The organism is Halorubrum miltondacostae (genome assembly GCF_041379815.1).
Lineage (GTDB): Archaea > Halobacteriota > Halobacteria > Halobacteriales > Haloferacaceae > Halorubrum > Halorubrum miltondacostae.
The window spans coordinates 252,153-278,252 of sequence record NZ_JBEDNY010000001.1; the positions used below are offsets into that span (position 1 = coordinate 252,153).

At 69.6% G+C, this 26,100-nt stretch carries 25 protein-coding genes; 14 read left to right on the top strand and 11 right to left on the bottom strand.

The window, feature by feature from the left end; all coding sequences use genetic code 11:
- Nucleotides 1-75 precede the first annotated feature (75 nt).
- Nucleotides 76-996 (top strand): isoaspartyl peptidase/L-asparaginase, encoded by a 921-nt coding sequence (locus tag ABNG04_RS01370; RefSeq protein ID WP_371159376.1) that lies wholly within the window; start codon nucleotides 76-78, stop codon nucleotides 994-996.
- 48 nt (nucleotides 997-1,044) lie between these two features.
- Here ABNG04_RS01370 and ABNG04_RS01375 read toward each other — a convergent pair whose 3' ends face one another.
- The 3 genes from ABNG04_RS01375 to ABNG04_RS01385 all read right to left on the bottom strand — a co-directional run bounded on the left by ABNG04_RS01375 (nucleotide 1,045) and on the right by ABNG04_RS01385 (nucleotide 3,652).
- The gene (locus ABNG04_RS01375) at nucleotides 1,045-2,511 is read right to left on the bottom strand and encodes an MATE family efflux transporter (RefSeq protein WP_371159378.1); all 1,467 of its coding nucleotides are present in this window, start codon (nucleotides 2,509-2,511) and stop codon (nucleotides 1,045-1,047) included.
- Nucleotides 2,508-3,098: a TetR/AcrR family transcriptional regulator gene (locus ABNG04_RS01380; protein ID WP_371159380.1), complete on the bottom strand. Its 591-nt coding sequence runs from the start codon at nucleotides 3,096-3,098 to the stop codon at nucleotides 2,508-2,510. Before ABNG04_RS01380 ends, ABNG04_RS01375 begins: the two co-directional genes overlap by 4 nt.
- Before the next feature lie 140 nt (nucleotides 3,099-3,238).
- On the bottom strand, nucleotides 3,239-3,652 hold the full coding sequence (locus tag ABNG04_RS01385) for an Lrp/AsnC family transcriptional regulator (RefSeq protein WP_006114390.1): 414 nt from the start codon (nucleotides 3,650-3,652) through the stop codon (nucleotides 3,239-3,241).
- 96 nt (nucleotides 3,653-3,748) lie between these two features.
- On the opposite strand from ABNG04_RS01385, the gene carA reads away from it, so the two are divergent.
- Nucleotides 3,749-4,813 (top strand): glutamine-hydrolyzing carbamoyl-phosphate synthase small subunit, encoded by a 1,065-nt coding sequence (carA, locus tag ABNG04_RS01390; protein ID WP_371159382.1) that lies wholly within the window; start codon nucleotides 3,749-3,751, stop codon nucleotides 4,811-4,813.
- A gap of 170 nt (nucleotides 4,814-4,983) precedes the next feature.
- A complete protein-coding gene (surE, locus tag ABNG04_RS01395) occupies nucleotides 4,984-5,853 on the top strand; it encodes a 5'/3'-nucleotidase SurE (protein ID WP_371159385.1) in 870 nt (289 codons plus the stop codon).
- 30 nt (nucleotides 5,854-5,883) lie between these two features.
- On the opposite strand, the gene ABNG04_RS01400 is transcribed toward surE, so the two are convergent.
- A complete protein-coding gene (locus ABNG04_RS01400; protein ID WP_371159387.1) occupies nucleotides 5,884-6,120 on the bottom strand; it encodes a DUF8527 family protein in 237 nt (78 codons plus the stop codon).
- 362 nt (nucleotides 6,121-6,482) lie between these two features.
- Between ABNG04_RS01400 and ABNG04_RS01405 the strand changes: the two genes are divergently transcribed.
- Nucleotides 6,483-8,255, top strand: a complete 1,773-nt coding sequence (locus tag ABNG04_RS01405) for a glutamate--tRNA ligase (protein WP_371159389.1) — start codon at nucleotides 6,483-6,485, stop codon at nucleotides 8,253-8,255.
- Between the two features lie 106 nt (nucleotides 8,256-8,361).
- The gene (locus ABNG04_RS01410) at nucleotides 8,362-8,691 is read left to right on the top strand and encodes a 4Fe-4S dicluster domain-containing protein (RefSeq protein WP_371159391.1); all 330 of its coding nucleotides are present in this window, start codon (nucleotides 8,362-8,364) and stop codon (nucleotides 8,689-8,691) included.
- Nucleotides 8,692-9,108: 417 nt separating this feature from the next.
- Here the strand turns inward: ABNG04_RS01410 and tmcA are convergent, their stop codons facing one another.
- The gene (tmcA, locus tag ABNG04_RS01415) at nucleotides 9,109-11,373 is read right to left on the bottom strand and encodes a tRNA(Met) cytidine acetyltransferase TmcA (protein ID WP_371159393.1); all 2,265 of its coding nucleotides are present in this window, start codon (nucleotides 11,371-11,373) and stop codon (nucleotides 9,109-9,111) included.
- A 132-nt stretch (nucleotides 11,374-11,505) separates the two neighbouring features.
- Here tmcA and ABNG04_RS01420 point away from each other — a divergent pair, with 132 nt between their 5' ends.
- Nucleotides 11,506-11,952, top strand: coding sequence for a UPF0179 family protein (locus tag ABNG04_RS01420; protein ID WP_371159395.1), 447 nt, complete (start codon nucleotides 11,506-11,508; stop codon nucleotides 11,950-11,952).
- 21 nt (nucleotides 11,953-11,973) lie between these two features.
- Here ABNG04_RS01420 and ABNG04_RS01425 read toward each other — a convergent pair whose 3' ends face one another.
- Nucleotides 11,974-12,699 carry a guanosine phosphorylase gene (locus tag ABNG04_RS01425; RefSeq protein ID WP_371159397.1) on the bottom strand — a complete coding sequence of 242 codons (726 nt, stop codon included), beginning with the start codon at nucleotides 12,697-12,699 and terminating at the stop codon, nucleotides 11,974-11,976.
- Nucleotides 12,700-12,887: 188 nt separating this feature from the next.
- On the opposite strand from ABNG04_RS01425, the gene ABNG04_RS01430 reads away from it, so the two are divergent.
- The 5 genes from ABNG04_RS01430 (at nucleotide 12,888) to ABNG04_RS01450 (ending at nucleotide 17,736) form a co-directional block, all read left to right on the top strand.
- Entirely contained in the window at nucleotides 12,888-13,082 is a 195-nt protein-coding gene (locus tag ABNG04_RS01430; protein WP_371159399.1) for a hypothetical protein, read from the top strand.
- Between the two features lie 88 nt (nucleotides 13,083-13,170).
- Nucleotides 13,171-14,955, top strand: a complete 1,785-nt coding sequence (locus ABNG04_RS01435; protein ID WP_371159401.1) for an autotransporter outer membrane beta-barrel domain-containing protein — start codon at nucleotides 13,171-13,173, stop codon at nucleotides 14,953-14,955.
- Nucleotides 14,956-15,029: 74 nt separating this feature from the next.
- Nucleotides 15,030-16,373: a hydroxymethylglutaryl-CoA synthase gene (gene hmgB, locus ABNG04_RS01440; RefSeq protein WP_371159403.1), complete on the top strand. Its 1,344-nt coding sequence runs from the start codon at nucleotides 15,030-15,032 to the stop codon at nucleotides 16,371-16,373.
- Nucleotides 16,374-16,504: 131 nt separating this feature from the next.
- Nucleotides 16,505-16,960, top strand: coding sequence for a 30S ribosomal protein S19e (locus ABNG04_RS01445; protein WP_371159405.1), 456 nt, complete (start codon nucleotides 16,505-16,507; stop codon nucleotides 16,958-16,960).
- Between the two features lie 299 nt (nucleotides 16,961-17,259).
- Entirely contained in the window at nucleotides 17,260-17,736 is a 477-nt protein-coding gene (locus ABNG04_RS01450; protein WP_371159407.1) for an MOSC domain-containing protein, read from the top strand.
- Nucleotides 17,737-17,798: 62 nt separating this feature from the next.
- Here ABNG04_RS01450 and ppc read toward each other — a convergent pair whose 3' ends face one another.
- Nucleotides 17,799-20,501: a phosphoenolpyruvate carboxylase gene (gene ppc, locus ABNG04_RS01455; protein WP_371159409.1), complete on the bottom strand. Its 2,703-nt coding sequence runs from the start codon at nucleotides 20,499-20,501 to the stop codon at nucleotides 17,799-17,801.
- Between the two features lie 264 nt (nucleotides 20,502-20,765).
- On the opposite strand from ppc, the gene ABNG04_RS01460 reads away from it, so the two are divergent.
- Nucleotides 20,766-21,605: a ubiquinol-cytochrome c reductase iron-sulfur subunit gene (locus ABNG04_RS01460; RefSeq protein ID WP_371159411.1), complete on the top strand. Its 840-nt coding sequence runs from the start codon at nucleotides 20,766-20,768 to the stop codon at nucleotides 21,603-21,605.
- A gap of 92 nt (nucleotides 21,606-21,697) precedes the next feature.
- Entirely contained in the window at nucleotides 21,698-22,066 is a 369-nt protein-coding gene (locus tag ABNG04_RS01465; protein WP_371159413.1) for a DUF8113 family protein, read from the top strand.
- A gap of 36 nt (nucleotides 22,067-22,102) precedes the next feature.
- Here ABNG04_RS01465 and ABNG04_RS01470 read toward each other — a convergent pair whose 3' ends face one another.
- The 4 genes from ABNG04_RS01470 to ABNG04_RS01485 all read right to left on the bottom strand — a co-directional run bounded on the left by ABNG04_RS01470 (nucleotide 22,103) and on the right by ABNG04_RS01485 (nucleotide 25,368).
- Nucleotides 22,103-22,546 (bottom strand): DUF8060 family membrane protein, encoded by a 444-nt coding sequence (locus ABNG04_RS01470; RefSeq protein WP_371159414.1) that lies wholly within the window; start codon nucleotides 22,544-22,546, stop codon nucleotides 22,103-22,105.
- Nucleotides 22,543-23,556: a DUF7490 domain-containing protein gene (locus ABNG04_RS01475; protein WP_371159416.1), complete on the bottom strand. Its 1,014-nt coding sequence runs from the start codon at nucleotides 23,554-23,556 to the stop codon at nucleotides 22,543-22,545. The genes ABNG04_RS01470 and ABNG04_RS01475 overlap by 4 nt, the downstream gene beginning before the upstream one ends.
- Nucleotides 23,557-23,623: 67 nt before the next feature.
- Nucleotides 23,624-24,154: a DUF5817 domain-containing protein gene (locus ABNG04_RS01480; protein WP_371159418.1), complete on the bottom strand. Its 531-nt coding sequence runs from the start codon at nucleotides 24,152-24,154 to the stop codon at nucleotides 23,624-23,626.
- A gap of 362 nt (nucleotides 24,155-24,516) precedes the next feature.
- A complete protein-coding gene (locus ABNG04_RS01485) occupies nucleotides 24,517-25,368 on the bottom strand; it encodes an inositol monophosphatase family protein (RefSeq protein WP_371159420.1) in 852 nt (283 codons plus the stop codon).
- Nucleotides 25,369-25,485: 117 nt separating this feature from the next.
- On the opposite strand from ABNG04_RS01485, the gene ABNG04_RS01490 reads away from it, so the two are divergent.
- The gene (locus ABNG04_RS01490) at nucleotides 25,486-25,743 is read left to right on the top strand and encodes a hypothetical protein (RefSeq protein WP_371159422.1); all 258 of its coding nucleotides are present in this window, start codon (nucleotides 25,486-25,488) and stop codon (nucleotides 25,741-25,743) included.
- Nucleotides 25,744-26,100: the final 357 nt, after the last annotated feature.

Sequence of the window (26,100 nt, forward strand, 5' to 3'; positions counted from 1 at the left end):
GTCGCCCAGCGGCGGGAATATGTCTTGCGGCGGCGCCTCCCGGGCGCTTATGTGGCCCCCGCGGGTGTCTCCGGTATGCGAGTTATCGTCCACGGTGGGGCCGGCGGCGCCCCAGACGAGCCGGAGCCCAGACAGGCGGTCCTCGACGAGGCGGCCGGGCGCGGCGCCGACGCCGCGACCCCGCTCGACGCGGTGGCGGCCGCGGTCGGCGTCCTCGAGTCGGACCCCCGGTTCAACGCGGGCGTCGGCGGCGCGGTCCAGTCGGACGGCGTCGTCCGCACCGACGCCGGCGTGATGACGTCCGACCGCGCGGTCGGTGCCGCGTGCTCGATGCCCGGCGTCGAACACGCGGCGAGCGTCGCCCGCGTCGTCTGCGAGGAGACGCCGCACGTCTTCGTCTCGGGGGACCACGCGGTCGACCTCGCGGCGGAGTTCGGCGTCGAGACCGGCGTCGACCTCCTCACCGACGAGACGCGCGAGCGCTACGACGCGGAGGACCCGCCGCGGGGCGGTCCCCGCGAGCACCTCGACTGGCTCGCCTCGCGCTTCGGCTCCGGCGACGATCAGGCGGGCGGGGATTCGAGAAGTTCAGACGACGATGACCGCGAAAAAGGCGACGCCCCCGACCACGACACGGTCGGCGCGGTCGCGACCGACGGCGAGTCGTTCGCCGCGGTGACCTCCACGGGCGGTCGGTCGTTCGCGCTCGCCGGGCGCGTCGGCGACGTGCCGCAGGTCGGGTCCGGGTTCTTCTGTACCGAGGCCGGCGGCGCGAGCGCGACGGGAGCGGGCGAGGACATCGCGCGCGTCACGCTCTCGCGGCGCGCCGTCGACTTCCTCGACGACGGCCTCGACGCGCAGGCTGCGGCGGACCGGGCGATAGCCGAGTTCGAGACGGTCACGGGGTCCGGCGCGGGCGTGATCGTCCTCGGCGACGAGACCGCGGGGAGCGCGTTCAACACGGCGGGGATGCAGACGAGCGTCGCGCAGGAGTAGCGCCCGTGAGACCCGGAGCGGGGGGCGACGAACGACGGCCGAACGCGCTCAATCGTCTCCGACGGTGGGCTCCGGGTCGTCCGGTTCGGGGCCGCTCGGGCTCGACGTGCCGCGCACGTCGCCGTCGCGCCAGGTGCCGCGCCGGAACCACAGCCACGCGACGACCGCTCCGATGACGTTCGAGGCGAAGAACGCGATCCAGATGCCCCGGACGTCGGGCTGTCCGAGGAACCACAGGTCCGTCGGGAGGACGCCCCGCGAAGCCACGTACGAAACGGGCAGCCGGACGACGGCGAGCGCGGTGATGGAGACGGCGGCGGCGATCATCGTCTTCCCGGCACCGCGGAAGCCGCCGGTGAACGCCCGCTGGATCCCGATGAAGCCGAACGACAGCGCGACGTACCGCAGGAACTGCGCGCCGACGTCGAGCACGGCTGGGTCGTCGGTGAAGACCGAGACGATCGGCGTCGGGACGAAGAAGATGGCGACGCCGACGACGCCGAGCACTCCGAACAGCCCCTTCGCGGCGACGTAGTTCGCCTCCTGTGCGCGGTCGTACTTGCCGGCCCCGACGTTCTGCCCGGTCATCGTTTCGACGCCGCGCGCGACGGCGATTGCGGGGAGGAAGATGACGGAGAACACGCGCGTGCCAATGCCGAAGGCGGCGACGACCGACGTCGAGAACAGCCCCACCACGATCAGCAGGGCGTTGATCGAGAGCGCCCGCCCGGTCCCCTCGATCGACGCCGGCACGCCGATCCGGAGGATCTTCCGGAGGTACTGGAGGTCGGGCTTCATGTCGGCGACGTTGATCTGGATCCCTCGCGACCCCGACAGCATGATGTAGAGGCCGACGGCCATCGCCAGCGCTCGCGAGAAGATCGTGGCGATGGCGGCCCCCTGGATGCCCAGCTCCGGGAACGCGACCGGACCGATCGCCCAGCCGTTGATCAGGAACGGGTCGAGGATCACGTTGACGACGACCGTCCCGAACATGACGAGCATCGGCGTGATGGTGTCGCCCGCGCCCCGCATCAGCGAGATGAACACGAAGAAGCCGAACATGAACGGCAGCCCCAGCGCGACCACTTGCATGTACGCCGTCGCACCGGGGAGGACCTCGGGCGAGGCGCCGAGGAACGCGAGGAAATCCTCGACGAACGGGTAGCCGATCGTCCCGAAGACGACCGAGGCGATGATCGCGAACGAGACCGTCTGCGAGGCCGCGTACTCCGCCTTCTTCGTCTCCTCGGCCCCCGTGTGCTGTGCGACGAGGACGCTCCCGGCGACCGAGAGCCCGAGCCCGAGCGAGATGAGCAGGAACACCATCGGGAACGCGAAGGAGATGGCAGCCAGCGCCTCCGTCGAGTACTGGCCGAGCCAGAACGTGTCCGCCAGGTTGTAGGCGGTCTGCATCAGGTTCGTCACGACGATCGGGAGCGAGAGGTACAGGAGCGGCTTGACGATGCCGCCCTCCGTCAGGTTGAGCTCCTCTTGGCCCTTGAAGAAGCTCACGCGGCTACCCCCGACTCCGGCCGCCAGCCGAGCTGTCGTTCCAGCGCGTTCTCAAGCACCCGACGCGTCTCGTCGAGCGGCTCGCCGAGCGCCACGTGCCGCGCGTGTGCGCCGTTGATCGTCGTCGCGACGTGCCTGGCGACTTCGTCCGGATCAGTCTCGGCGAAGTGTCCGTCGTCGATGCCGTCGGCGACGATCTCCCCGACGACCTCGCGCACGACGCCGTCGAGTTCGCGGAACCGCTTCCGGAAGAGCTCTTGGAACGGCGCCTGGGCCTTCAGCTCCATCATCGCCACGGGGAAGCCGTCGGCGTCGGGGTTCGACGGCGTGAACACCTGATCGAGGAACGCCGCGAGCCGGTCCCGCGGATCTGTCGGCTCGAACGTGAGCTTCGACTCGAACCGCTCGATCAGGTCGTCGAGGAACGCGTCCAGCAGCTCCGCCTTCGTGTCGAAGTGGTAGTGGATCGCCGCGGTCGTCATCGACGCCTCGTCGGCGATCTTCTGTACGGTGAGGCCGGCGTACCCGTGTTCACAGAGCACCGAGTTCGTCGCGTCGATGATCGCTGACTTCGTCTCCGATCCCATTACTTCTCTGGACTTACTAACTAGTTAGTAAAGGGCCTTCTGATCGATCGGTAACCGGGTCGATCGCCGCGGCCGACCGCGCGCCCGGAACCGCTCGGACAACGCCCGAGAATCGGTCGCGGCCGGCCGTTTCCTCCGGCTCACCCCAGCCGCTCGTCGAGGATGAGCCGCGTCTTCGTCGACTTGACCTCGTCCATCTCGCGGGCCTGCGTGATCAGTTCGTTGACCGCGCGCGTGTCGACCGCGTCGACGACGAGGACGACGTCCTCCTCGCCCGATACCTGCCAGACGAAGTCGACCTCCTCCCACTCTACCATCCGCTGGCCGACCGCGTCGGTGTTGACGTTCATCTCCACCGAGATCTCGATCATCGCCTTCACGTTGCCGGTGCGGGTCGTGACGGTGAACCGCTCGATCACGCCCTCGTCTGTCATCCGGTCGACGCGGTTGCGCACGGTCCCCTCGGAGGTCCCCACCCGGTCCGCGATCTCCGTGTACGGGGTCCGCGCGTCCCGTCGCAGGATCGAGAGGATGCGTCGGTCGAGGTCGTCCATACCGATCCGTCTCGGTCCGTCGCCTTACCCGTTACGAATATCGTAACGAACCTTCGAACGACGCATTTATTAACCTTTGCGCGTACGTTTCTCGTAATGTCGGACGCCTACATCGCGCTGGCCGACGGTCGCGTGCTCGAAGCGCGCGCTCGTGCGCCGGGGCGGACCCGCGGCGAACTGGTGTTCACGACCGCGTACACCGGCTATGAGGAGTCGCTCACCGACCCCTCCTACGCCGAGCAGATCCTCACCTTCTCGTACCCCCTCATCGGGAACTACGGCGTCCGAACCGAGCGATTCGAGTCCGAGTCGGTCCAGCCCCGCGCGGCGGTCGCCCGCGAGCTGACCGACGACGTCGCCGACTGGCTCGCCGAGGGAGGCGTCCCGGCCGTCGACCACGTCGACACCCGCGAGATCGTCACTACCGTCCGCGAGGAGGGCGCGATGGCCTGCGGGATCGCCGCCGGGCCGGACGCGACCCCCGAGGACGCGGTCGAAGAGATGGAGGCGTGTAAGCCGATGAGCGACCACGTCGACATCGGCGCGCAGGTGTCCGTGACCGAGCCGACCGTCCACGAGGGCGGCGGCGGCGACGTCGACGTGGCCCTGCTCGACTGCGGCGCGAAGGGCTCGATCATCTCCTCGCTCACCGACCGCGGCGCGGACGTCCACGTCCTCCCGTACGACGCGACCGCCGAGGACGTGGCCGCCGTCGACCCGGACGTGCTCTTCGTCTCGAACGGCCCGGGCGACCCGGAGAACTTCGTCGCGGCCCAGGCGGTCGTCGACGAGTTCGCCGGCGAGCTGCCGATGGCCGGCATCTGCCTCGGCCAGCAGGTGATCACCAGCGCGCTCGGCGGCTCGACCGAGAAGATGGCGTTCGGCCACCGCGGCGTCAACCAGCCGGTGAAGGACCTCCGCACCGACAAGGTCGTGATGACAACCCAGAACCACGGCTACACGGTCGACGACACCGGCCCGCTCGAGGTGACGCAGGTGAACGTCAACGACGACACCGTCGAGGGGCTCGACAGCGAGGAGCTGGACGTGATCACCCGCCAGTACCACCCCGAGGCGAACCCCGGCCCGCACGACTCGCTCGGCTTCTTCGACGAGGTGCTCGACCTGGCGACCTCGTCGCGTCGAGTGGCGGCCGACTGACCCGGCGTCCCGCGGTCCCCGCACCGCCGCTCCCTCCAACTGACCACTCGGAGTACCACCCGGCCGGCGTCTGTGACGCTCGGCTCCCGCTCGCTTCTCTCTCCCCGTCCGGACTTCCCCCGTCGATCCGTACCGGCGACGTTTTCTCCTGTCACCTCGCACCGTGAGGCATGACAACCGAGATCCTGCTCACCAACGACGACGGGATCGACGCCGTCGGGCTCCGGGCCCTCGCGGACGCTCTCTCCCGCGACCACGACGTGACCGTCGTCGCGCCCGCGACGAACCAGTCCGGCGTGGGCGGCGCGCGCTCGTGGTGGGAGACGACGGTCGACTACACCGAGACGGACCGCGGCTACGCGGTGGAGGGGACCCCCGCGGACTGCGTCGCGGTCGCGGACGTGGCGCTCGGGCTCGACCCCGACGTGGTCGTCTCCGGCTGTAACCACGGGCCGAACATCGGCGCGCACATCCTCGGGCAGTCCGGCACGGTCGGGGCCGCCATGGAGGCGTCGTTCCTCGGGACGCCCGCCATCGCCGTCTCTCTGTACGACCGCGGGAACCTCCCCGTGCCGCCGACGCTCGACAACGGCGACTTCGCGGTCGCCGGGGAGGTCGTCGCCGACCTCCTCGGTCGGACGGACGACGGACGGCTCCCGTTCGGCGCGGACGTGCTCAACGTCAACGTCCCGGCCGCGGACGACGAGGCGGCGGCGGACCCCACCTACCGGCTGACCGAGCCGGCCCGCGGCTTCGACGTCATCGAGTTCCGGCCGGGCGAGGAGGGACCGGACGACGAGAACGTCCCCGAGGGATGGGAGTTCGGCGAGCGCCGCGGCGAGATGGGGATGGAGCTCCGCGACCGCTTCTGGCGGGAGTTCCTCCGCGGCGACGTCCAGGACGATCCGGGCTCGGACCGACGCGCCGCGGTCGAGGGCGAAGTGAGCATCTCGCCGCTGTCGAGCTCCCGCGCCGTCGCGGGCGACCGGGCGGGCGAGCTCGTCGAGTCGGTCCGGGGCGCGGAGACCGGGGCCGACTAGCGGTTCTTCGCAGGGGACCGACCGATCGACTCAGCGGCGACGGGATCGCACCTGGCTGCCGGCGAACTCCCCCGCGAGCCGGCCGAGGTACCACACGACCACGAGGCCGAGACAGAACCCGACCCCGGCCGCGGCCAGCAGCTCGACCGGCGACGGGTCCAACTGGAGGGCGATAAGCGGCGGCGAGGCCGTGACGATGGCGAGCAGGACGAGCTTGACCTTCCGGTTCCCGGCGTCCCGCTCCCTCTCGGAGATGGGTCCTACCACCGCGATCCCCCCGACTTCCTCTCGACGACCACCGACGCGTCGCTCATACCCGCTCCACGCCCCCGGCGACCATCAAGGCGACGAACCGAACTCGTTCGCTCGGGAGCGATAACGCGGCGCTGTGACGATAGATCCAACAATTCCGACCCGGGAGTTAAAAAGCGTCTCGACCGTTCACGGCCGTCTCGGGCCGATATCGCCGTGAACGGTCTGGGCCGTTTAAGCCCGTCCGACCGCTGGTGTTAGGTGCCCCTACCCGCTCTTCTGGGTCGTCGCGGCGCGTCGCCGGTCCGACGCCTCCGGGATCCGCCCCTCCCCGCCGTTTCGCGGCGTTTTTGACCCGACCCCGACAAGCCAGCGGTATGGACGACGAACTCCGCGAGCGCGTCGCGGCGGCCGGCGAGGTCGCGGCGCTGTTCAACGCGCTCAAGCACGGTAGCGACCCGGACGTGGGCGCGATCATGGGCCCGATCATGGGCGAGAACCCAGAGTTCCGCCCGCACGGCGACGAGATTCCGGGCGTCCTCGCGCCGGTCGTCGAGGAGGTCGGCGAGATGGACGAGGCGGCCCGCCGGGAGCGGCTCGGCGAGCTCGCCCCCGACAAGCTCGCGGAGCTGGAAGCCGACGACGAGGCGGACGAGCACGTCCTCCCCGACCTCCCGAACGCCGAGGACGGGGAGGTCGTGATGCGCGCCGCGCCGAACCCCAACGGCCCGTGGCACGTCGGCCACGCGCGGATGCCCGCCGTCATCGGGACGTACAAGGAGCGCTACGACGGCGAGTTCGTCTGCCGGTTCGACGACACCGACCCGGAGACGAAACGACCCGACCTGGACGCGTACGACGCCATCCTCGAGGACATCGAGTACCTCGGCTTCGAGCCCGACCGCGTGCTCCGCGCGTCGGACCGGCTGGAGACGTACTACGACCACGCCCGCGAGCTGATCGACGCCGGCGGCGCGTACACCTGCTCGTGTTCCGGCGACGAGTTCTCCGAGCTGAAGAACGCGGGCGAGCCGTGCCCGCACCGCGACAAGGAGGTCGAGACGGTCCGCGAGGAGTTCGCGGCGATGGTCGAGGGCGACTACTCGGCCGGCGAGATGGTCCTCCGCGTCCGCACCGACATCGGGTACAAGAACCCCGCGCTGCGCGACTGGGTCGCCTTCCGGATGATCGACACGCCCCACCCGCGCGAGGCGGCGGCCGACTACCGCTGCTGGCCCATGCTCGACTTCCAGTCCGGCGTCGACGACCACCTCACGGGCGTCACCCACATCATCCGCGGCATCGACCTCCAGGACTCCGCGAAGCGCCAGCGGTTCGTCTACGACTACTTCGACTGGGAGTATCCCGAAGTGCTCCACTGGGGTCACGTCCAGGTCGACGAGTACGACGTGAAACTGTCCACCTCAACGATCAAGGGACTCATCGAGGCCGGCGAGCTGACGGGCTGGGACGACCCGCGCGCGCCGACCATCCAGTCGATGCGCCGCCGCGGCATTCAAGGACGGGCGCTCGTCGACTCGATGACGGAGCTGGGGATGTCCACCTCCGACGTCGACCTCGCGATGTCCGCCGTCTACGCGAACAACCGCGACCTCGTCGACGACGCGGCGAACCGCTACTTCCTCGTGCGCGACCGCGACGACGCGCCCGCCGTGGAGCTCCCGGTCGTCGACGGCGACGCGCCCGCGCCCGAGGCCGGCCACCCGCCGCTCCACCCTGACCACGAGGACCGCGGCGACCGTGAGGTCCCCGCCGGGCGGGTCCTCGTCGAGTCCCCCGACCTCCCGAGCGAGGGCGAGCGCGTCTGGCTCAAGGGGTACGGCTGCGTCCGGTACGAGGGCGACGAGCTGGCCTTCGTCGACGCCGACATCGATGTCGTGCGCGAGGGCGACGTGGACGTGGTCCACTGGGTCCCGGCCGCGGAGGGGCTCGACACGCTCCTCCGGACCGTCGACGGCGACGTGCGAGGGGTCGCCGAGCCCGCGCTCGCCGACGTCGACCCCGACGCGGTCGTCCAGTTCGTGCGCGTCGGCTTCGCCCGCATCGACGGGTTCGACCCGGCGGCGACAGACGAGGCGGACGGCCCGAACGGCTCCGAGGACCTGCTGGCGTACTACGCGCACCCGTAGGTCGGTTCAGCGAACCGTGCTCGGTCCGGTGGGCGGGTCCTCGCCCGCCCGGCCGAATCCGTTCGTCGGGGAGTTTAAACCCGCGACCGGCGAAGCGGGGGCAACGATGGCCATCGACTCGAACTTCGAAGTGAACCGCGAGCGGGTCGGCGAGGAGGACGGCGTCGCCGTCTGGGGTCCCGTCGAGCCGCCGGAGAAGCAGGGGATCCGCGGCACCCACGTCGCGGTCGACTTCGACATCTGTCTCGCCGACGGCGCGTGTCTGGAGGACTGTCCGGTCGACGTGTTTGAGTGGACCGACACCCCCGGCCACTCCGAGTCCGAGCGGAAGGCGAACCCCGCCGACGAGGACCAGTGTATCGACTGTATGCTCTGCGTCGACGTCTGCCCGGTCGACGCGATCGACGTCGACCCCGGGCGCGAAAACCGGTTATAATCGGCTGTACGTGGTCGTTTTCGAGGCCGTATGGTCTCTGTCGACCGAGTTCCCGTGTTCTGGTTGATTCACATTGGATCGACTGTGAACCCCTCCGAAGCCCCAGCCGCGAGGCCGCCGGACGCTCGCTGTGCTCCTCGGTCGCTCACCGCGTTCGCTCCCTGTGGTGCTTGCGTCCCCTCCGGCGGCCTCGCGACTGCCCCTTCGAGCCCCGCCCCACACGGCACGGCACCTCACGCCTCCCCAGCCTCGCGGTTCGCGCTCTCCGAGCGCTCACCGCGTCCAGCGAGGGACCAGAGGTCCCTCTGGCAGCCGGCGCTACGCGCCGGCGACCTCGCGCGTGCTCCTCACGCCCTGCGGGCGTTCGGCGGCACGCGCCACCGCGGATCTGTGAACAAGTAGTCGTCGTCGATCGGCTCACTCGCCGGTGAACCGCTCCCGCTCCGCGAGCGCGAAGTCGGTCCCGTACCGCCCCACGAGCGGGACGTAGGCGTCGCCGAGCGCGCGCATACACGCGCTCGTCGAGACGAAGCCGAGGTCGTCGGCGACCTCCTCCCACGGCCGGCCTTGGAGGACCTTCCGAACGAGCAGGCGCTCCGCCCGGTCGCCGAGATCGGTCCCCTCGATCAGCGCCGCGAGCGCGAGGTCGCGGAACGCGCCGGGCGCGCTGTCGTACATCCCCGGGCCGACCGACGCCCCGACGACGGAGCGCCACTCGGTCTCGGCGAGATCGACCGGGACGGGCGCGGAACACGCGCCCAGCGCGCCGCGGATCACGTCCGGGTCGACGTCGCGGTGCGCGTCGGAGAGCCCGTCGCGCTCGCGGTCCCGAAACGCGACCGCGTGGCGGGCGAGCAGGTCGCGCCCGGCCGCGGTCTCCGGGCGCAGCATGATCGCGGAGTGCTCGCCCGAGGCGTCGTTGCGGCTCGTCGAGAGGTGGACGATCCGGTATCCCGCGCGCTTCCAGAAGCGGAGCAGGCGCAGCGTCGCGCCGTAGCCGACCGAGAAGTAGTCGATCTCCCCGCCGAACTCCGCGTGTATCTCGTCGAGAAGTCGCGAACCGAACTTAGCGTCCCGGAGCGCGTGGTGGGTCGCGATCCGGACCGTGCGCAGGCCGCGCGGCGCGGCGGCGTCCTCGTCGCGGAGCTGGCTGGTGAGCACGTCCGGCACCATGTTACCGCGGACGCGCTCGCCCTCATACATCTCCCGCCGCGTCTCGTTGTCGAGCCCGCCCTCCCGCGCGAGGAGCGCCACCGCGACGACCCGGTCGTCCGCGACGAGCGCCCGCGCGACGAGGTTTGGTGCGTCGAGCAGCCGCGCGAGGTCGTTCGGCTCGGTCCGGTAGTGCGCGGCGACGAGCAGCCCGAACGCCTCGCCGAGCAGCGTCTCGTCCGCGAGCAGGTCATCCGGATCGAGTACGCGGTACGACGCGTCGTCGACCGACGCGTCCGCGACCGCGGCGTCGACCGCGGGCCGGGCGTCCAGCAGGAGTGCCCGCGACGCCCACGCCTCCACCGGGTCGTTCCGCGCGTACCGGATCGGCTCGTCGAGCCGCACGTCCCGAACCGCGAACCGCGAGTCGAGCAGCCGCTCCCGGAACCGGACCGCGAACCCGCGGCCCGCCCCCTCGTAGCCGTGGACCGTCGTACAGAACGCGACCGCGGGCGCGTCGAGGAACCCCTCCAGCACGCGCACCGGGAGCGCCGCCGCCTCGTCGACGATCACGGCGTCCGCATCGCCCGCCTCCGCTGCCGCCGCCGCGGGCGACAGGAACCGGACGCGACCACCGGCCGGCGTTCGGAGGTCGCGCCCGTCCGGGTCGCTGCCCGCCTCCGCCGCGATCAGCTCCCGAGCGCGCGTGAACACCTCGGCGGCGTTCCGGAACGCGGGCGCGGTGACGAGCACGTCGTCGCCCCCCAGCGCGAGCGCGCCCGCCGCCAGCCCGGCCGCGCTCGACTTCCCGCGCCCCCGGTCGGACTCGACCACGACGGCGGAGTCAGGCTCGGAGAGCTCTTCGAACGCCCGCAGGGCTCGCGACTGGTCTGCCGTGAGGCAGGCGTCGTACGCGGCCGCGGGGAACGTCGCACCCGGCGGCGCGCCCCGCGGACCGACGGTGTCGACCGCCTCCGCGCGGTTTCCGTCGTCAGCGGGTGCCGCGCCCGTCAGGCCGTCCCGGACCACGGCGTCGCCCTCCGGGTCGTTGCCGAGCGTCGCCACCGCGACGCCGGGGTGCGTCCGGAGCGTTTCGACGAGGCGCTCGCGGAAGCGCCCCGTCACGTCGTCGACGCCGTACGGGGGCACGGCGAGCGAGTCGTCGAAGCGGTCGCGGACGGCCGGCCAGTCGTCGAGCGGGGGCGTCAGGAGGACCAGGAGCCCGCCGCCGTCGACCGCGCCGACCGCTCGACCGAGCGCGTTGGGGACGAACCGCTCGTGGCAGTCGAGGACCACCGCTTCCCGGGTGCGTCCGAGCAGCTCGTCGGCGCTCCGCGGGCGAAGTTCCTCGAACCGGAACCCCTCCCGGGTCGAGACGAGCGAGACCGACTCGTTGTCGACGCCGAGCGCTGCGACCGCGTCGTACGCGCCGTCGATGCCCCGGTCGCGGTCGCCCGCCAGCACGAGGACGCGGCGCTCGTTCGTCCGCTCGGCCTCGACGCGCAGTTCGCGCGCGACTCCCCCGATCATCTCCGCTCGTGGTTGCCGAGGCGCGGGGATGTGTCTTGTCCTCCGCGCGGCCGCCGCCACCCGTTCCGGGGGCGACCCGCCGACGCCCGCGGAGGCGGGAGGCTTACGGACGCTCGGCGCGTCGCTCCGGGCATGACCACGGTCACGCTCATTGGGACGCGGCTCGCGGACGTGGGCCGCGAGTTCGTCTACCAGGGGGAATCGGCCGACTGCGAGGGGTGTCCCTACCGGGGCCAGTGCCTCAACCTCTCCGAGGGCACTCGCTACCGGGTGACCGGGATCCGCGAGAACGCCCAGACGCTCGACTGCGCCGTCCACGACGAGGGAGTCCGCGCGGTCGAGGTCGAGCCCGCGTCGGTCCCCGCGAACGTCCCGTCGAAACGCGCCTACGCCGGGAGCAAGGCGTCGCTCGCCGGCCCCTGCCCGCACACCGAGTGTCCGAGCCACGGCTACTGCGTCCCAGACGGAGCCGACTTCGACGACGAGCGCGTCATCGATCAGGTGCTCGGCGAGCCCCCGCACGAGACGTGCGCGCTCGACCGCGACCTGACGCTCGTCGAGTTCCGCGCGGAGGAGTAGGACGGAAAACGGACCGGCCGCTTACAGCGACGTGACCGCGTTCAGCGTGATTCGAATCGCGCGCTCGACGTTGTCTTTCGCTTTCTCCGGCAGTTCGTCGTCGGAGTCCGCGCCCTTCTGCGTCCCCGCGACGAGGTTGCCGTCGACGGTACAGATCGCGCCCGCGGCGAGCCCCTTGCGCCGCGCGAGCGAGAAGACGGTCGCGGCCTCCATCTCGATCGCGAGCAGGTTCGCGTCGTTCCAGTTCTCGACGTACTCGTCGCTCTCGTTGTAGAACGCGTCGTCCGAGACGATCGGGCCGACGTGGATCTCTTCGTCGTTCGCCTCGGCCGCGTCGACGAGCCCCGTCAGCACGTCGTAGTCAGGGACGGCCGGGTAGTTGGCGGACTCGTACCGCTTGCTCGTCCCCTCCTCCTTGGCCGCGCCGGTCGCGACGACCATGTCGCCGACCTCCATCTCCGGCTGGAGCGCCCCGCAGGTGCCACAGCGGACGAACGTCTCGACGCCGACCCGTGAGAGCTCCTCGACGGCGATGGCGGCTGACGGGCAGCCGATGCCGGTCGAGCAGATGGTGAGGTCGACCCCGTCGTAGGTCGCGTTGACGAGCTTGTACTCGCGGTTCTGCGCGACGACCTCGCTGTCGTCGCACAGGTCGGCGATCCGGTCGACGCGGCCGGGGTCGCCGGGGATGATCGCGGTCTCGTGTACGTCGCCCTCCTCGACCAGCAGGTGCGGCTGTTTCGCCATACGCGCGGCAACACCCGCCGCGCGCAAAAACGGACCGGTCGACGGGCCGGGGTAGCGTCCCGAGTTGGATTTGATATCGCGTCATACGATTTACAGCGGCGGTCGAGTCGACGCGGCCCGCCGTCTAACGGGAGCGACGGCTCCGCCGAATCGGTCCGTTTTATCGCCCGAGGCCGCGACGTTCGGCCATGACTAACGCTGACGCCTCGGCAGACCTCGGATCGACGCTCGGTGCGCTCGTGGTCGCGTTCCTGCTCGTCACGACCGCCGCGGGGACGGTGCTCGGCTTCAACTGGACGCAGGCGGTGTTACTTGGCGGGCTCGCCGGCGTCGTTGCCGTCGCGTCGGCGTGGCTCACGGAGCGGCGGGCGACGGGCGGCTGACCCCGGACTCCGCCGTCGCCGTCGTCCAAGTATCGCGACTGAGAGACCGACGGAGGATTTTATACCCGCTCGGCGTCGACACCGGACAATGCGCTTCAGTCGCGACCGTCGGGGCCAGTCGGTCGTGGTCGGGACGGTGATCCTGTTCGGATTTCTTATTCTAGCCCTCTCGCTGTATCAGGTACAGATCGTGCCGCAACAGAACGCACAGGTCGAGTTCCAGCACTTCGAGGAGGCTCGCAACGACCTCGTCGAACTCAGGGCGGGGATCCTACAGGCGGGGAGTATCGACCGAACACAGTATCAGACGGTTCGGCTGGGCACCAGCTACTCGACCAGACTCTTCACGATCAATCCGCCAGCACCAGCCGGGGAGATACGCACGACAGAATCGTATCCGATCACGATATCCAACGGGAGCGACACGGTGACGATTCCGACGCGGTTCCTCCAGTATCGCCCGGGCTACAACGAGATCGACCGATCGCCGACGTGGTACGATGCTTCTGCGCTCTATCTCGATGCTAGGGACGACGGCGGCGGTATCGCAGTGATCGAGGGTCAGGAACTGGTTACCGATAGCGGGGAAGTCCGGGTGGTCGCGCTTCAAAACGAGTTCCGCCGAAGTGGGACAGGCGGAGTGACTCTCGAACTCCGCCCGGCCGAGAGCATCACTGGCTCGATTCCGGAAGGCGATCTCAACGTCACTGTCCCCACCCGACTGAGTGGTGATGAGTACTGGAACGAGACTGATATTCCAGCGGACACCTACGGGGGCGTCACGGGCGACGCGAACGGCGACGGCGTCCATAACCTGACGCTCGAAACGACCGCTACCAACCTGACCGTGGATACCGTCGGTGTTCAGAAAGCGCCCGAAGATCCGACGCAGAACGTCGATGGGGCGCTCGGTGGCGGCGGGGCCGGCGGTGGGGGAGACGGTGGGGGTGGCGCTGATAGCCTTCCAGCAGGAAAAGTCGCCTATGACGATGCAAACAACAACGGGGCCTACGATACTGGTGAGACGACGTACGAGGGACCGGATCTTCAGAGCTTCGACCGATCCGTGAATCTAGTGGTCGCTCGTGACGTTTCGGAGGCGTCATACGATATACAAGCCGACTCGATTACCGTCGATTCCGGCGTGACGCTGTCCGCGCAAAACGGACAAGTAGGCTTCACATCATCAGGGCAGATACGCGTCTCTGGTACGCTTGACACCACTCCCACTAACGGGAACGGGATCAGCTTGGATGGTGGTAACCTCGACCTCACTGACGGGACGCTGAGAGCATCCGCATCCGTTCAGTTGAGTTCACAGGGACAGACCGACCTCGACGGCTCTGTGATCGACACGACTACGCTCAACGGTGCCGGCGTCAGTGTCGTCTCGAATTCAGACCTCTCTGTCGGCGACGCGGAGATCGAATCTGGTGGAACAATCTCGCTCGAAAGCTCATCAGGACAAATAAGCGGAAGTAACGCTCTCTTCGATACCACACGAGTCAACTCTAACTCGATCTCTCTCACTGCGGGAACGGAAGTTCAGGTCGGTGAATCGGAGTTCCTCAGCGGAGGTTCAATATCGATCACGGGTAATGGTGGCCTCGTTGACCTCGCGGGATCCACGCTTGATGCGACGCAGGTAAACAGTGAATCGATCACTCTCGAATCTAACGGCAATATGATACTTGACCGCGCCTCTCTCCGGGTCGCCAGCGGCGGTGGCCTAACTGGTTCGCTCAATGGTGGCAACGAGGAACTCTTCGTTCAGGACGCCGAGTTCCTCCGCAGTGGTAGCGGTGCGACGTTCGACTACTCGCCCAACGGCGTCGATGTCATCGGAACGCCCGCTCGCGGCAGTACCGGATAGTCCTCCACACATCTACCACGATCGACGTAATACTCATCGACAAAGCCATATGCCAGTCTCGTGAACGACCGTGTATGACCGCAGTCGGGATCGACGGCATCGAGATCTGGACCGGGAAGCTCAAACTCGACCTGCCGGGCACGTTCGCGCCTGAGCAGGGCGACGACCCCGAGAAGTACACGAAGGGGCTCGGGCTCAACAACTCCTCGTTCCCCGACGTGTACGAGGACATCGTCACGATGGGTGCGAACGCCGCCAAGGGGCTGATGGACCGGAAAGGGCTCGAACCCGCGGACGTCGGGCGGATCGACGTCGCCACGGAGTCGGCGTTCGACCACTCGAAGCCGGTGTCGACGTACATCGCCGGCTGCCTCGAACAGGTGTACGACGGCGACTTCACCCACGCGAACAAGGGCGAGCGCAAGTTCGCCTGCCTCGCCGGCACGCAGGCGATAGACGACGCGTACAACTGGATCCGCGCGGGTCGGAACCGCGACCGCCCCGCGATCGTCATCACCACCGACACGGCGCTGTACGCCCGCGGTGATCCCGGCGAGGCGACGCAGGGGGCCGGCGCGGTGGCGATGCTGATCGACGAGAACCCCTCGGTCGTCGAGCTCTCGACCGACCAGGGGTACGGATCGAAAGACGAGACGGACTTCCTCAAGCCGAACCAGCAGTTCCCCAGCGTCGACGGGAAGCGCTCGGTCCAGGTGTACCTCTCCCGGATGCGGGAGGCCTTGGAGGACTACGAGTCCGTCACCGACGACATCGAACTGGAGGACTTCGCGTACGCCCCGTTCCACACGCCGTTCCCCGGGATGGTCCGGAAAGCGGCGCTCCTCGCCTACCGGCACGTCATCCGCGACACGGCTCACGAGGAGTCGCTGGCCGGCGAGATCGGTCGCCAGCCCCGCGAGGACGAGTACGACGACCGCGAGGGGTACGAGGAGGCGATCCGCGGGTACATGGACGACCTGAAGACGACCGAGCAGTACCAGACGTGGTACGACACGGCCGTCGAACCGACGCTCGGGCTCTCCCGAGAGGTCGGTAACTGGTACACCAGCTCTGTCCACATCGCCCGGGTGAGCGCGCTCCGCGACGCCCTGACCCGCGACCGCGACCTCGTCAACGAGACGCTGCTCGTCGCCTCCTACGGCTCCGGCGCGCAGGCCGAGATCCACGCCGAGACGGTCCGCGAGGGGTGGCAGGCCGAAGTCGAGGCGCTAGACATCGACGCGCAGCTCGACGCGCGCTACGACCTCTCGTGGGAGGAGTACGAGGACGTCCACGACGTCCACGAGTACGACGCCGACCTCGGCCGGGAGGTCGAGGAGTTCACCCAGCCCGACGGGGAGTTCGTCTTCACCGGCTGGGGCCGGATGAACGAGCGGCAGTACGAGTACGCCGAGTAACGCCGCCCCCGCCGTTCGACGTTCTTCGATCCGCGAGACGCCCGCAGCGGCCCGCAACCCCGTGAAAACGGCTCACACGGCCCGTACGCGATACGATGGTTTTAAACGACGCTGGCGTGAATCGAGACCTAATGGTAACCATCTACGACGTGCCGGCCGACGACCTCATCGAGGCCGTCGCCGCGCGACTCGAAGACCGGATCGACGAGCCCGACTGGGTCGAGTTCACCAAGACCGGCGCTGGCAAAGAGCTCCCGCCGGAGCAGGACGACTTTTGGTACGTCCGTTCCGCGAGCCTCCTGCGGAAGGTCGCACAGAACGAGCCGATCGGCATCGAACGGCTCGCGACCGAGTACGGGTCGAAGAAGCGCGGCTCGAACCGCTACGTCGTCCGCCCCGGCGAGCACGAGGGCGGCTCCCGTAAGCTCATCCGCTCGTCGCTCCAGTCACTCGAAGAGGAAGGTCTCGTCACGACCGCTTCCGGCGAGGGCCGCCGCCTCTCCGACGAGGGCGAGGCGTTCCTCTCCGAGGTCGCGACCGAGGTCTTCGAGGACCTCGACCGCCCGGAACTCGAGCGCTACGCGTAAGCCGATCTCTCTGCTTTCGTCCGTTTCGCTCCCGCAGCGACTGCTCTATCTCGGTTTCGCCCGTCTAAACCCCGTAGAGACGCGTTCTCCGCCGCCTTGACGCGTCTCGCTGGCGGCCGCTCCGTCTCCCGACTTCGCCCCGTTGCGTCCGTCGTAAATCTAATACCGCTATACGAAATTCGGATGCCGGTCGATCGACTCTCCACCTGGCGCCTCCGCGTCCTCGGACTCGCCTCGCCGGTCGCTACCCGGCGCTACCTTCTTGATCCCACGTCTCGGAATGCGGCCGTGAGTCGCGCATGACGGAGTCACGCGTCGGCACGGTCGAGCGGATTCACGTCGCCTCGGGGACCGGCGGCGACCCGGAGTCGCGGACGGCGGTCGAGGCGGTCGCGGACCGCGGGCTCCGGGGCGACCGCTACTTCGACGGGGACGGGATCTACAACGAGCAGTCGGACTTGGAGCCGAGCGACGTCACGCTGATCGAGGCGGAGGCGCTCGAAGCCGCGGCGGCGGAGTTCGACGTGACTCTCGAGGCGGGGGCGCACCGCCGCAACGTCACGACGCGCGGGGTCGACCTCGCCGCGCTCGTCGGCGAGCGGTTCCGGGTCGGCGAGGCCGTCGTCGAGGGGACGGGCCACTGCGAGCCCTGCGGCTACATGGCCGATCTCGCCGGAGAGTCGGACGCGGCGGACGCGCTCGACGGCCGCGGCGGGCTCGACGCCCGCATCGTCGCGACGGGGACGGTGGCGGTCGGCGACGAGATCGTCTGGTAGCCCGCCGGCGACGCGGACCGGCGCCGAGAGGGAACGGCGCGCGAGCGGGGGACCGGACCGGGCTATCCGGTGTTCTTCATCCCGGCGGCGATGCCGTTGACTGTGAGCCGCAGGGTCCGCTCTTCCTCGTCGGTCCGATGGGTGCGCCCAAGCAGGTTCGCCTGGAGCAGGTTCAGTGGGTCGACGTAGGGGTTCCGCCGGTCGAGGCTCTCCTCGAGCCACTCGCGGCGGAGCAGCTGGTCGCGGCCGCTGATCGACAAGACCAGCTCGCGGCCGCGCTCGTACTCGCCGACGAGTTCGGGGAAGAAGCGCTCGCGGAGCTCGTCGTCCGCGAGGTCGGCGTACTCGGCGGCGATCTCGGGCTCCGTGCGCGCGAGCGCCAGCGAGGCGTTGTCGAGCGTGGTCCGGAAGAAGGGCCACTCGTCGAACATCTCGCGGAGCGTCTCCATCCCCGCCTCCTCGCCGACCTCGTCGAGGTAGGCGTCGATGCCGGAGGCGATCGCGTACCAGCCGGGGAGGATGAGCCGCGTCTGCGTCCACGAGAACACCCACGGGATCGCTCGTAGGTCCTCGACGCTGCGCTCGCCGGACCGGGAGGCGGGCCGCGAGCCGAGGTTGAGGTCCTCGACGACACTGATCGGCGTCGCCTGCTCGAAGTAGGAGACAAACCCGTCGCTGTTCAGCAGGTCCCGGTACGTCTTCCGGGCGGCGGGCGCCATGATCTCCATCGCCTCGACCCAGCGGTCGGGCACGTCCTCCACGGGCTCCTCGTTCGCCTCCTTCCGGGCGCGGATCTGCGCGTCGAGCATCTGTTCCAGCTCGCGCTCGGCGATCCGCGGGTTGGCGTACTTCTCGGCGATCGCCTCGCCCTGCTCGGTGAACTTGACCTGTCCGGTGACGGTCTCGTTCGGGAGCGCGGTCAGCGCCTCGTTCATTGGGCCGCCGCCGCGCGAGATGGACCCGCCGCGGCCGTGGAACAGCCGCAGCGTGACCTCCTCCTCGCGGCAGAACCGGGCGATCCGGCGCTGGTTCTCGTAGAGGTCCCAGTTCGCGGCGAGGAACCCGTTCTCCTTGTTGGAGTCGGAGTAGCCGAGCATGACCTCCTGGACCTCGTCGCGGGCCTCCAGCGCGGCCGCGTAGGCCTCGTTCTCGAAGAGGGTGCCGAGGATGCGCTCGGCCCCGTTGAGCGCCGACTCGGTCTCGAGCAGCGGGACGACGTCGACCGCGCAGTGGTCGGGTAAGGAGACGACGCCGACCTGGTCGGTCAAGAAGAGCACCTCGAGCACGTGGCTCGGCTCCTCGGTCATCGAGATACAGTAGGTGTCTATCGCCTGCTGGCCGTACTCGTCCTGCCAGCCCGCGAACGACGCGAACCGGCGGAGCACGCGCTCCGTCGTCTCCGACACGTCGCCGGGTTCGTCGACGTCGACGACCGGATCTTCCTGGAGAATCGCCTCGGTGAGGAAGTCGACGCGCTCGTCCTCGTCCATCCCGGCGTAGTCGACGCCCTCGACGGCGACCGCCTCGGCGACGGCCTCGGTGTGGTTCTCGCGGTGGTCCCGCAGGTCGAGCGACGCCAGCGTGAGGCCGAACGTGTCGACCTGCCGGCGGAACGGCTCGACGAACGACTCCAGCACCGACTCCTGGTCGTCCTCGCGCAGCGACTCGGCGATGACATCGAGGTCGTCGAGGAAGGCGTCGCCGTCGGGGTACTCGCCCGGGCGGACGTCGTTGACGCGGTCGAGTCGCTCGCGCATCAGCCGGAGCTTCTGGCGGTACGGCTCGTCGGGGTAGCGCTCGCGCGCCTCCTCGACGACGGTCGGGAACCGCTCGGCGTCGGCCGCGAGGGACCGCGCCAGCGCGTCGCCGGCAGCGTACCGGTCGCCGTCCTGGCTCAGGACGGCCGAGAGCCGCTTACACCGGTCGCGGTACTTCTCGACGGCGACCTCGCGCTGGCGTTCGAGCGTCTCGTCGGTCACCTCGGGGGTGACGAAGGGGTTGCCGTCGCGGTCGGAGCCGGCCCACGAGCGGAACTCGAAGAGCTTGGGGCAGTCGACGTCGTCGTACTCCTTCGAGATGGTCTCCTCGAACTCCTCGTAGGCGTCGCCGACGACGTCGAACAGCGTGTTCTCGAGGTACCACTGGACGTTGCGCGCCTCGTCTTCCGGCTCGGGGGCGCGCTGGCGGACCTGCCGGGTCCCCCACAGGCTGGTGACCTCGGCGGTGACGTCACGCCAGATCGCGCGCCGCTCGCGATCGGTGAGGTTGCGCTCGTCCAACTCGCCGAGGTGGTTCGCGATGGAGCGGAGCTTGGACTTCACCGTCGACCGCCGGGCCTCCGTGGGGTGGGCGGTGAACGTCGGCTCGATGAGCACGTCGGCGAGCAGCGCCTCTAACTCGTCGGCGTCGACGTCCGCTTCGGCGAACTCGGCTATCGTCGCGTCGAAAGAGTCGTGGAGGGCGGTCCCGTCGTCGGCATTCCGGACGGCGCGGACCCGCTCGCGCTCTTCGGCGAGGTTGATGAGTTCGAAGTACGTCGTGAACGCGCGGGCGACGACCTCCTCGCGGGTCGTCGAGAGTTCGTCGACCGCCTGATGGAGGGCCGCCCGGTCCGCGGCGTCGCCCCGCCGGTAGTCGATCGCCGCGTTCCGAAGCGTCTCGACCGTCTCGTACGCGTCCGTCGACGCCTGCGCGGCCAGGACGTCTCCCACCAGCGCCCCGAGTTCTCGAACGTCTGTCCGCACGTCCCGATTATGCAACTTCATACCACAGACAGTTCGGACGGGATCGGTTAAATGCGTGGGCTAGACGAATGCTTGCCCCGGTTCCGAATTAATTCCTTCACGAACGTTCCTCGGCGACTACGCGCGTCCGGGTCTCCGCCGCTCTCGCGGTGCGGTCCCGAGCACGGCCCGGCGGTCCGGTGGACGCTCGGTTCCGAACCGCCGACGCGACCCGGCGACGCACCCGATTCCCGCCCTGGTAGAGGGTTCGTCACCCTTTTTACCGATCCAACCTCAGGAGCGAGTATGAGTGCGTCCGACAAGTATCCGTCTGAGTCCGGGCGGCGACGCTTCGTGAAGGGCGTCGTCGGCGGCGCGGCCCTCGCCGGGGTCGGCGCGATGGGGTCGGCGACCGTGAACACCCTGACGACCGCCGGCGGCGTCGGCGGTGGGTCGACGGTCGCGACGACCATCGCGCACACCGGCGGCCCCGCGCCGCGCGGCCTGCCGCAGATCCCGGTTCAGGTCACCGACGACGGGTACATCGAGGGTATCTGGCCCGAGACGACCACCGTCACCCAGGAGGGAAAAGAGATCGAGGTCGCCCAGCAGGAGCTCGGCGGCAAGACCTACTCCGGCGCGTGGTTCCAGTACTGCGGCGTCGAGTCCCAGGAGAACGTCCAGCCGGACTTCGAGTCTGACAACCTGTTCCGCGCCGCGAGCGGCCCGCCGTACGACTGGCAGTCGGAGGCGTACTCGGGCGGCGACCGCATCCACGTCGACGACTTCGACGACTACGAGGAGTGGGGCAACGGGATCGGCAGCGACGGCGTTGGCAAGCCCGCGCTGACCACGTGGCGCTCCGAGGACGCCGACACCAACCTCAACGCGGTCGTCATCCGCTCGCCGGAGATCGAGGAGGCTGCCCAGAACGACGAGTGGCTCCAGGCGTCGACCGATCAGGGGTTCATGGCGTACCTCAACGTCTGTACCCACTTCTGCTGTATCCCCGGCTACAAGGTGCTAGAGGAGTCCACCCGGTACGACGCCTCCGACGGGACGTACTGCGTCTGTCACCAGTCCGTGTACGACCCGTTCACCCTCGAAGAGGCGCTGTTCATCGCGCGGCCCCGTCCCGAGGAGTAACGTCGCGTCCGCGGTTCCGTTCAATTTTCCATCTCGACTTCCCCCCGACGGTCCCCGCCGCGCTTTTCACGCCGCTCGCCGGAGGGAGTGGTATGAGCGACGACATCTCCACGGACGGCGACGCGCCCGCAGACGGCGACACCTCCGACGGCGGGACCGCCACGGGGGACGACTTCGAAGCAGAACTCGCCAGCGCCCGCGACCTCCTCGACGGCGAGGACATCGACGCGGTCCACGTCGGCGTCGTCCGCGACGGCGAGGTCGACACCACGTTCGCCCAGCGCACCGAGGACGACCCCGAGGGGGCCGGCCTCCGGGCGCTCGCGCTGCTCGCCGCGCACGTCAGGCTGGTCGCGAGCGAGGCGGGCGTCGAGCCCTCCACGGTCGCCGGCGACGCCGCGACGCTCGCGGGACAGGTGGAACAGATCCCGGCCAGCACCGACCAGCTCCCCGACGAGTAGCGACGGGGCCTCGATCGGCAGCGATTTCCGCGGCGGTCAGCGCCCGTCGTCGCGGGGGTCCGCCGCGCGAATCCGGCGGAGCTGGTGGGTCACGCCGGCGAGCGCGACGAGCAGGACCGCGAGGTTGAAAACGGCCAGCGCAACGGACTGGTAGGCCGGGTCGAACCACGTCCGGATCGCGTTCCCGGACTGGCTGTAGAACCCCCAGCCGGCGACGACCGCGAGCAGCGACAGCGCCGCCAACCCGACGCGGTCGAGCAGCCCGCGGAGGTCGTCGGTCGAGAGGCCGCCGACCCCCGAGGAGTCGACCGGCTCCGTCCGGGAACTCTCGTCGGTCCGTTCGGCGTCCGTCTCTCGGCGGTCGGCGTCCGTGTGTTCGGCGTCGTCTGTCATTGGTTGGGGTGAGTCGCGGGTACGGTCGCTGTCGTCGGTCGGTCGAGTATCCGTCGCTCCGTCGTCGCGCGTCGGTTCGTCGGTCATCGTCGCCTCCGTGCGGTCAGCACCGCGGCGACGAGGGCCACGAGCGCGACCAGGGGGCCGAACCCGGGCGTCGAGTCGTCGCTCGCACCGCCGTCCCGCGCCGCGCCGTCGCCGCCATCGCCGCCGACGCCGCCCTCCCCGCGCTCGAAGTCCTCGACGGCGAACTGGACGTCGCGGACGGTCTCGTTCGCGGTGATGGTCTCTTGCGGGTTCAGGTTCGCGACGCCCTGCGTCTCGTCGACGAGCACGTCGTCGTCGAACAGCGCGGCGTCGATGTAGTAGTTGTAGCCGTTCGGGACCTCGACGGTCGCCCGCACGGTGTCGGTGCGGCCGGGGCGGACGGTGCCGACCGTCTCCGTCGCCTCCGCCGCGATCACGTTCGAGTCCGCCTGCCGGAGGTAGAGCCGGAGGTCGATGTCCTCGGAGTCGACGTCGCCGCGGTTCGTCACCGAGACCGACGCCGACAGCGTCGCCGTCTCGTTGTCGGCCTCGACGACGCTCACCGCGACCGTCGGCCAGACGGACCCCTCGGTGAAGCCGACCCGCGTGTCCGCGTAGTCGGGCGTGAGCGCCGCGACGCCGGCGACGCGGGTGGTCTGCTCCTCGCGGCGTTGGCCGTCCGCGAAGACGACCGTCTCGATGCGGTAGCCCCCCTCGCGCTCGACGTCGATCGTGCCGTTGACGGTCTGTTCGCCCTCGAAGTCGACGTCGCCGACGTCGACCGTGGTCTCGTCGACGAGGAGGCCCGACTCGCTGCCGATCGCGCGGTGGCGGACTGTGACGTTCTCGACCGTCCCGCCGTGGTGGCGGATGTCGGTGCCGAGCCGGAGCTCGGCGGTCTCGCCGCGCACCTCGCCGGGCGAGACGGTCGCGCCGGCGACGTCGATCCGGCCGGGCGGCTCGTTCGTCTCTCGCGGGTCGGTGATCGCGCCGGGGACGGCGACGGCGCCGACCGCGCTCGCGACGAGGAGCGCGGCCGCCGTCACTAGGAGGGCCGTGCGGGTGTCCATATCCGACCCGTCACGAGCGGCATATAAGTGCTTTGTCCAGTCGCCGGTTGAGTGGACGAAACCGGTGTCAGAGCACGCGATACCGCCCGTTCGACTCGGTGAGCTCGCCGCGGCGCGCGAGGCGGGTCAGGATATCGCGGGCCGCGTCGGCGGGGACGCCGTCGGTCGCGGCGCGTTCCACGACGGCCGCCTCTGTCGGGTCGTCGAGGGCGTCGACCGCGTCGCGGACGACCTCGGTGCGGCTCCGCGAGCCGCCCCCGCCGCCCTCGGCGCGCGAGGCGGCCTCGTCGACGGCGTCGACGTCGATGCCTGACGCCTCGAGGTACTCGCGGTCGTCGATGCCGGCGTCCTCGACCGCGGCCTCGAGGTCGGCGACGTGGTCCACCTCGGCGAACGCGGCGCTGTCGCCGCGCTTCTTGGCGAGCAGCGCGGACCGCGCCTGCCGGGCCGCCGCCCGCTCCTCGGACTCGAAGAAACGCTTGAGCTTGGCGGTCCGGTGGGTCTTGCCGCACCGCGAGCACTGCGCCGTCTCGCTCGTCTCCGGGTCCGTGACCAGCCACATGTTGGCGCACTCGTTACAGCCGACGACCGCGTACATGTGACGGGGTTCGCCGTCGCCCGATTTGAATCCTCGGCTCGCGGGTGCGATCATGTCCCATTCGATGCCGTGGCGCGTGCCGGTGAGCGGCCGGAGGCCGCGAACCGCACGCGTGAGGGAGTCAGTCGCCGGAGCGGAGCGACGGCGACTGACGAGGCTGGGGAGGCGTGAGGTGCTGTTGTTGTGCGGTGGGTGGGACCCAAAGGGGCAGTCGCGAGGGCGAAGCGCGGGACGCAAGGACCGCAGGAGGGAGCGAGCAAAGCGAGCGACTGACGAGGACCGCAGCGACCGCACCGAGCCCTCGCGACTGGGGCTTTGGAGGTGTTCTCCGGCGATTCGCCAGCGCCCGCCTCTCAGTCGTCCTATTCCTGTCCGTCGATCTCGTTCGCGGCCGCGAGCACCGCGTCGTGGAGGGCGCCGTTCGAGGCGACCAGCCCGGTCGAGTCGTGTCGCCAGGGGTGCCCGTCCAAGTCCGTCACGCGCCCGCCGGCCTGCCGGATCGCGAAGACGCCCGCCACCGTGTCCCAGGGGTTCGCCGAGACGTTCGTGATCGTCCCCTCTATCCCGCCCGCGGCGACGGTGGGCAGAACCACCTGCGCCGCGCCGAGGCGGCGCATGTCGCCGAAGCGCGTGACGATCGCCTCGCAGGCGCGGGCGTACTCGTCGCGGGCGTCGTATTCCCACCAGATCGTGGGGTCGACGGTCGCTTGCCGGGGCTCGGTCACGTCGCTCACCGCGATCGGCTCGCCGTTGCGGTACGCGCCCTCGGCGTCGGCGGTGTAGGTGTCGCCGAGCGCGGGGCAGACGATCGCCGACGCGACCGGCTCGCCGTCGACGACGGCCGCGACCGCGGTGCCCCACACGCGGATGTCGCGGACGTAGTTGTGCGTCCCGTCGATGGGATCGATCACCCACGCGGGGCCCGACTCGGGGACGGTCTTGCGCTCGTCCTCCTCCTCGCCGACGACCGCGTCGTCGGGGTAGTCCTCGCGGATCGACTCGATGACGGCGCGCTGCGCGGCGCGGTCGGCCTCGGTCACTACGTCGTCCTCGCCCTTCGTCTCCACGTCGATGTCGCTCCGGAAGTGCTCGTTCGCCACCGCGGCCCCGGCCCGCGCCGCGCGCTCCGCGACGGCCGCGCGTTCGTCGACATCCTCGGCGCGCTCCGCGACGGAAGGGGCGCGATCCGCGCCGCCGTCGTCTGCGTCGGTCATGGCGGCAGTCGGCGTTCGCGACGCGTATAAACGTCGGTTCGGCACGCGTCTCGCGTCGGGATTAACTCAGTTCCGAATCCGAGTACATTTAAGTAGGTCGGAGCTGATAGATCGAGTATGGAACCTGAGGAAGCGGTCCGGCAGCTCGAGTACACCATCGACGCCTCGCTCGACGAAATCGGTCAGCGCGCCGCCGCGGGGTACCGGCCCACCTTCGAGCGCGTCGCTGAGCGCGCGGACGGGGGCGCGGTGTACGACCTCGCGGGCGAGCTCTCGCAGGAGGTCGCCGACGGCTCCTGTCCGTCTCCGTCGGAGGCGAACGACGTCGCCGAGCGCGTGCTGGACGACTGGGCGTACACCGACGGCGGAGAGTAGAACCCCGTACTCGTCCGGCTCTCGTCCGGTCTACGCATCGGCTCTCGTCAGGTGGTGGATCGCGTATCAGCGTCTTAATTGCGAGAACTCGCGGCCACGGTTCTCAGATAGCCGATGGTGTCTCCCAGAGCGCCATTCAACGCTCTCGGCGTCGCGGTCGGCCCAGGTGTCTCTCGACTAACCACCGAAACGGGATACACAGCCGACTACTCTTCATCGGGTCTGTCCGACCGCTCGGCTTTCAACTGCCTGACCTCTCGTTCCACGTCGAGATCTTCGAGCTCGTCGAGAGTCACCATCACCGTCTGTGACCCCCCGTTGTCGCCGCCGGCGTGTACGTTCCGATTGTCCGAAGTT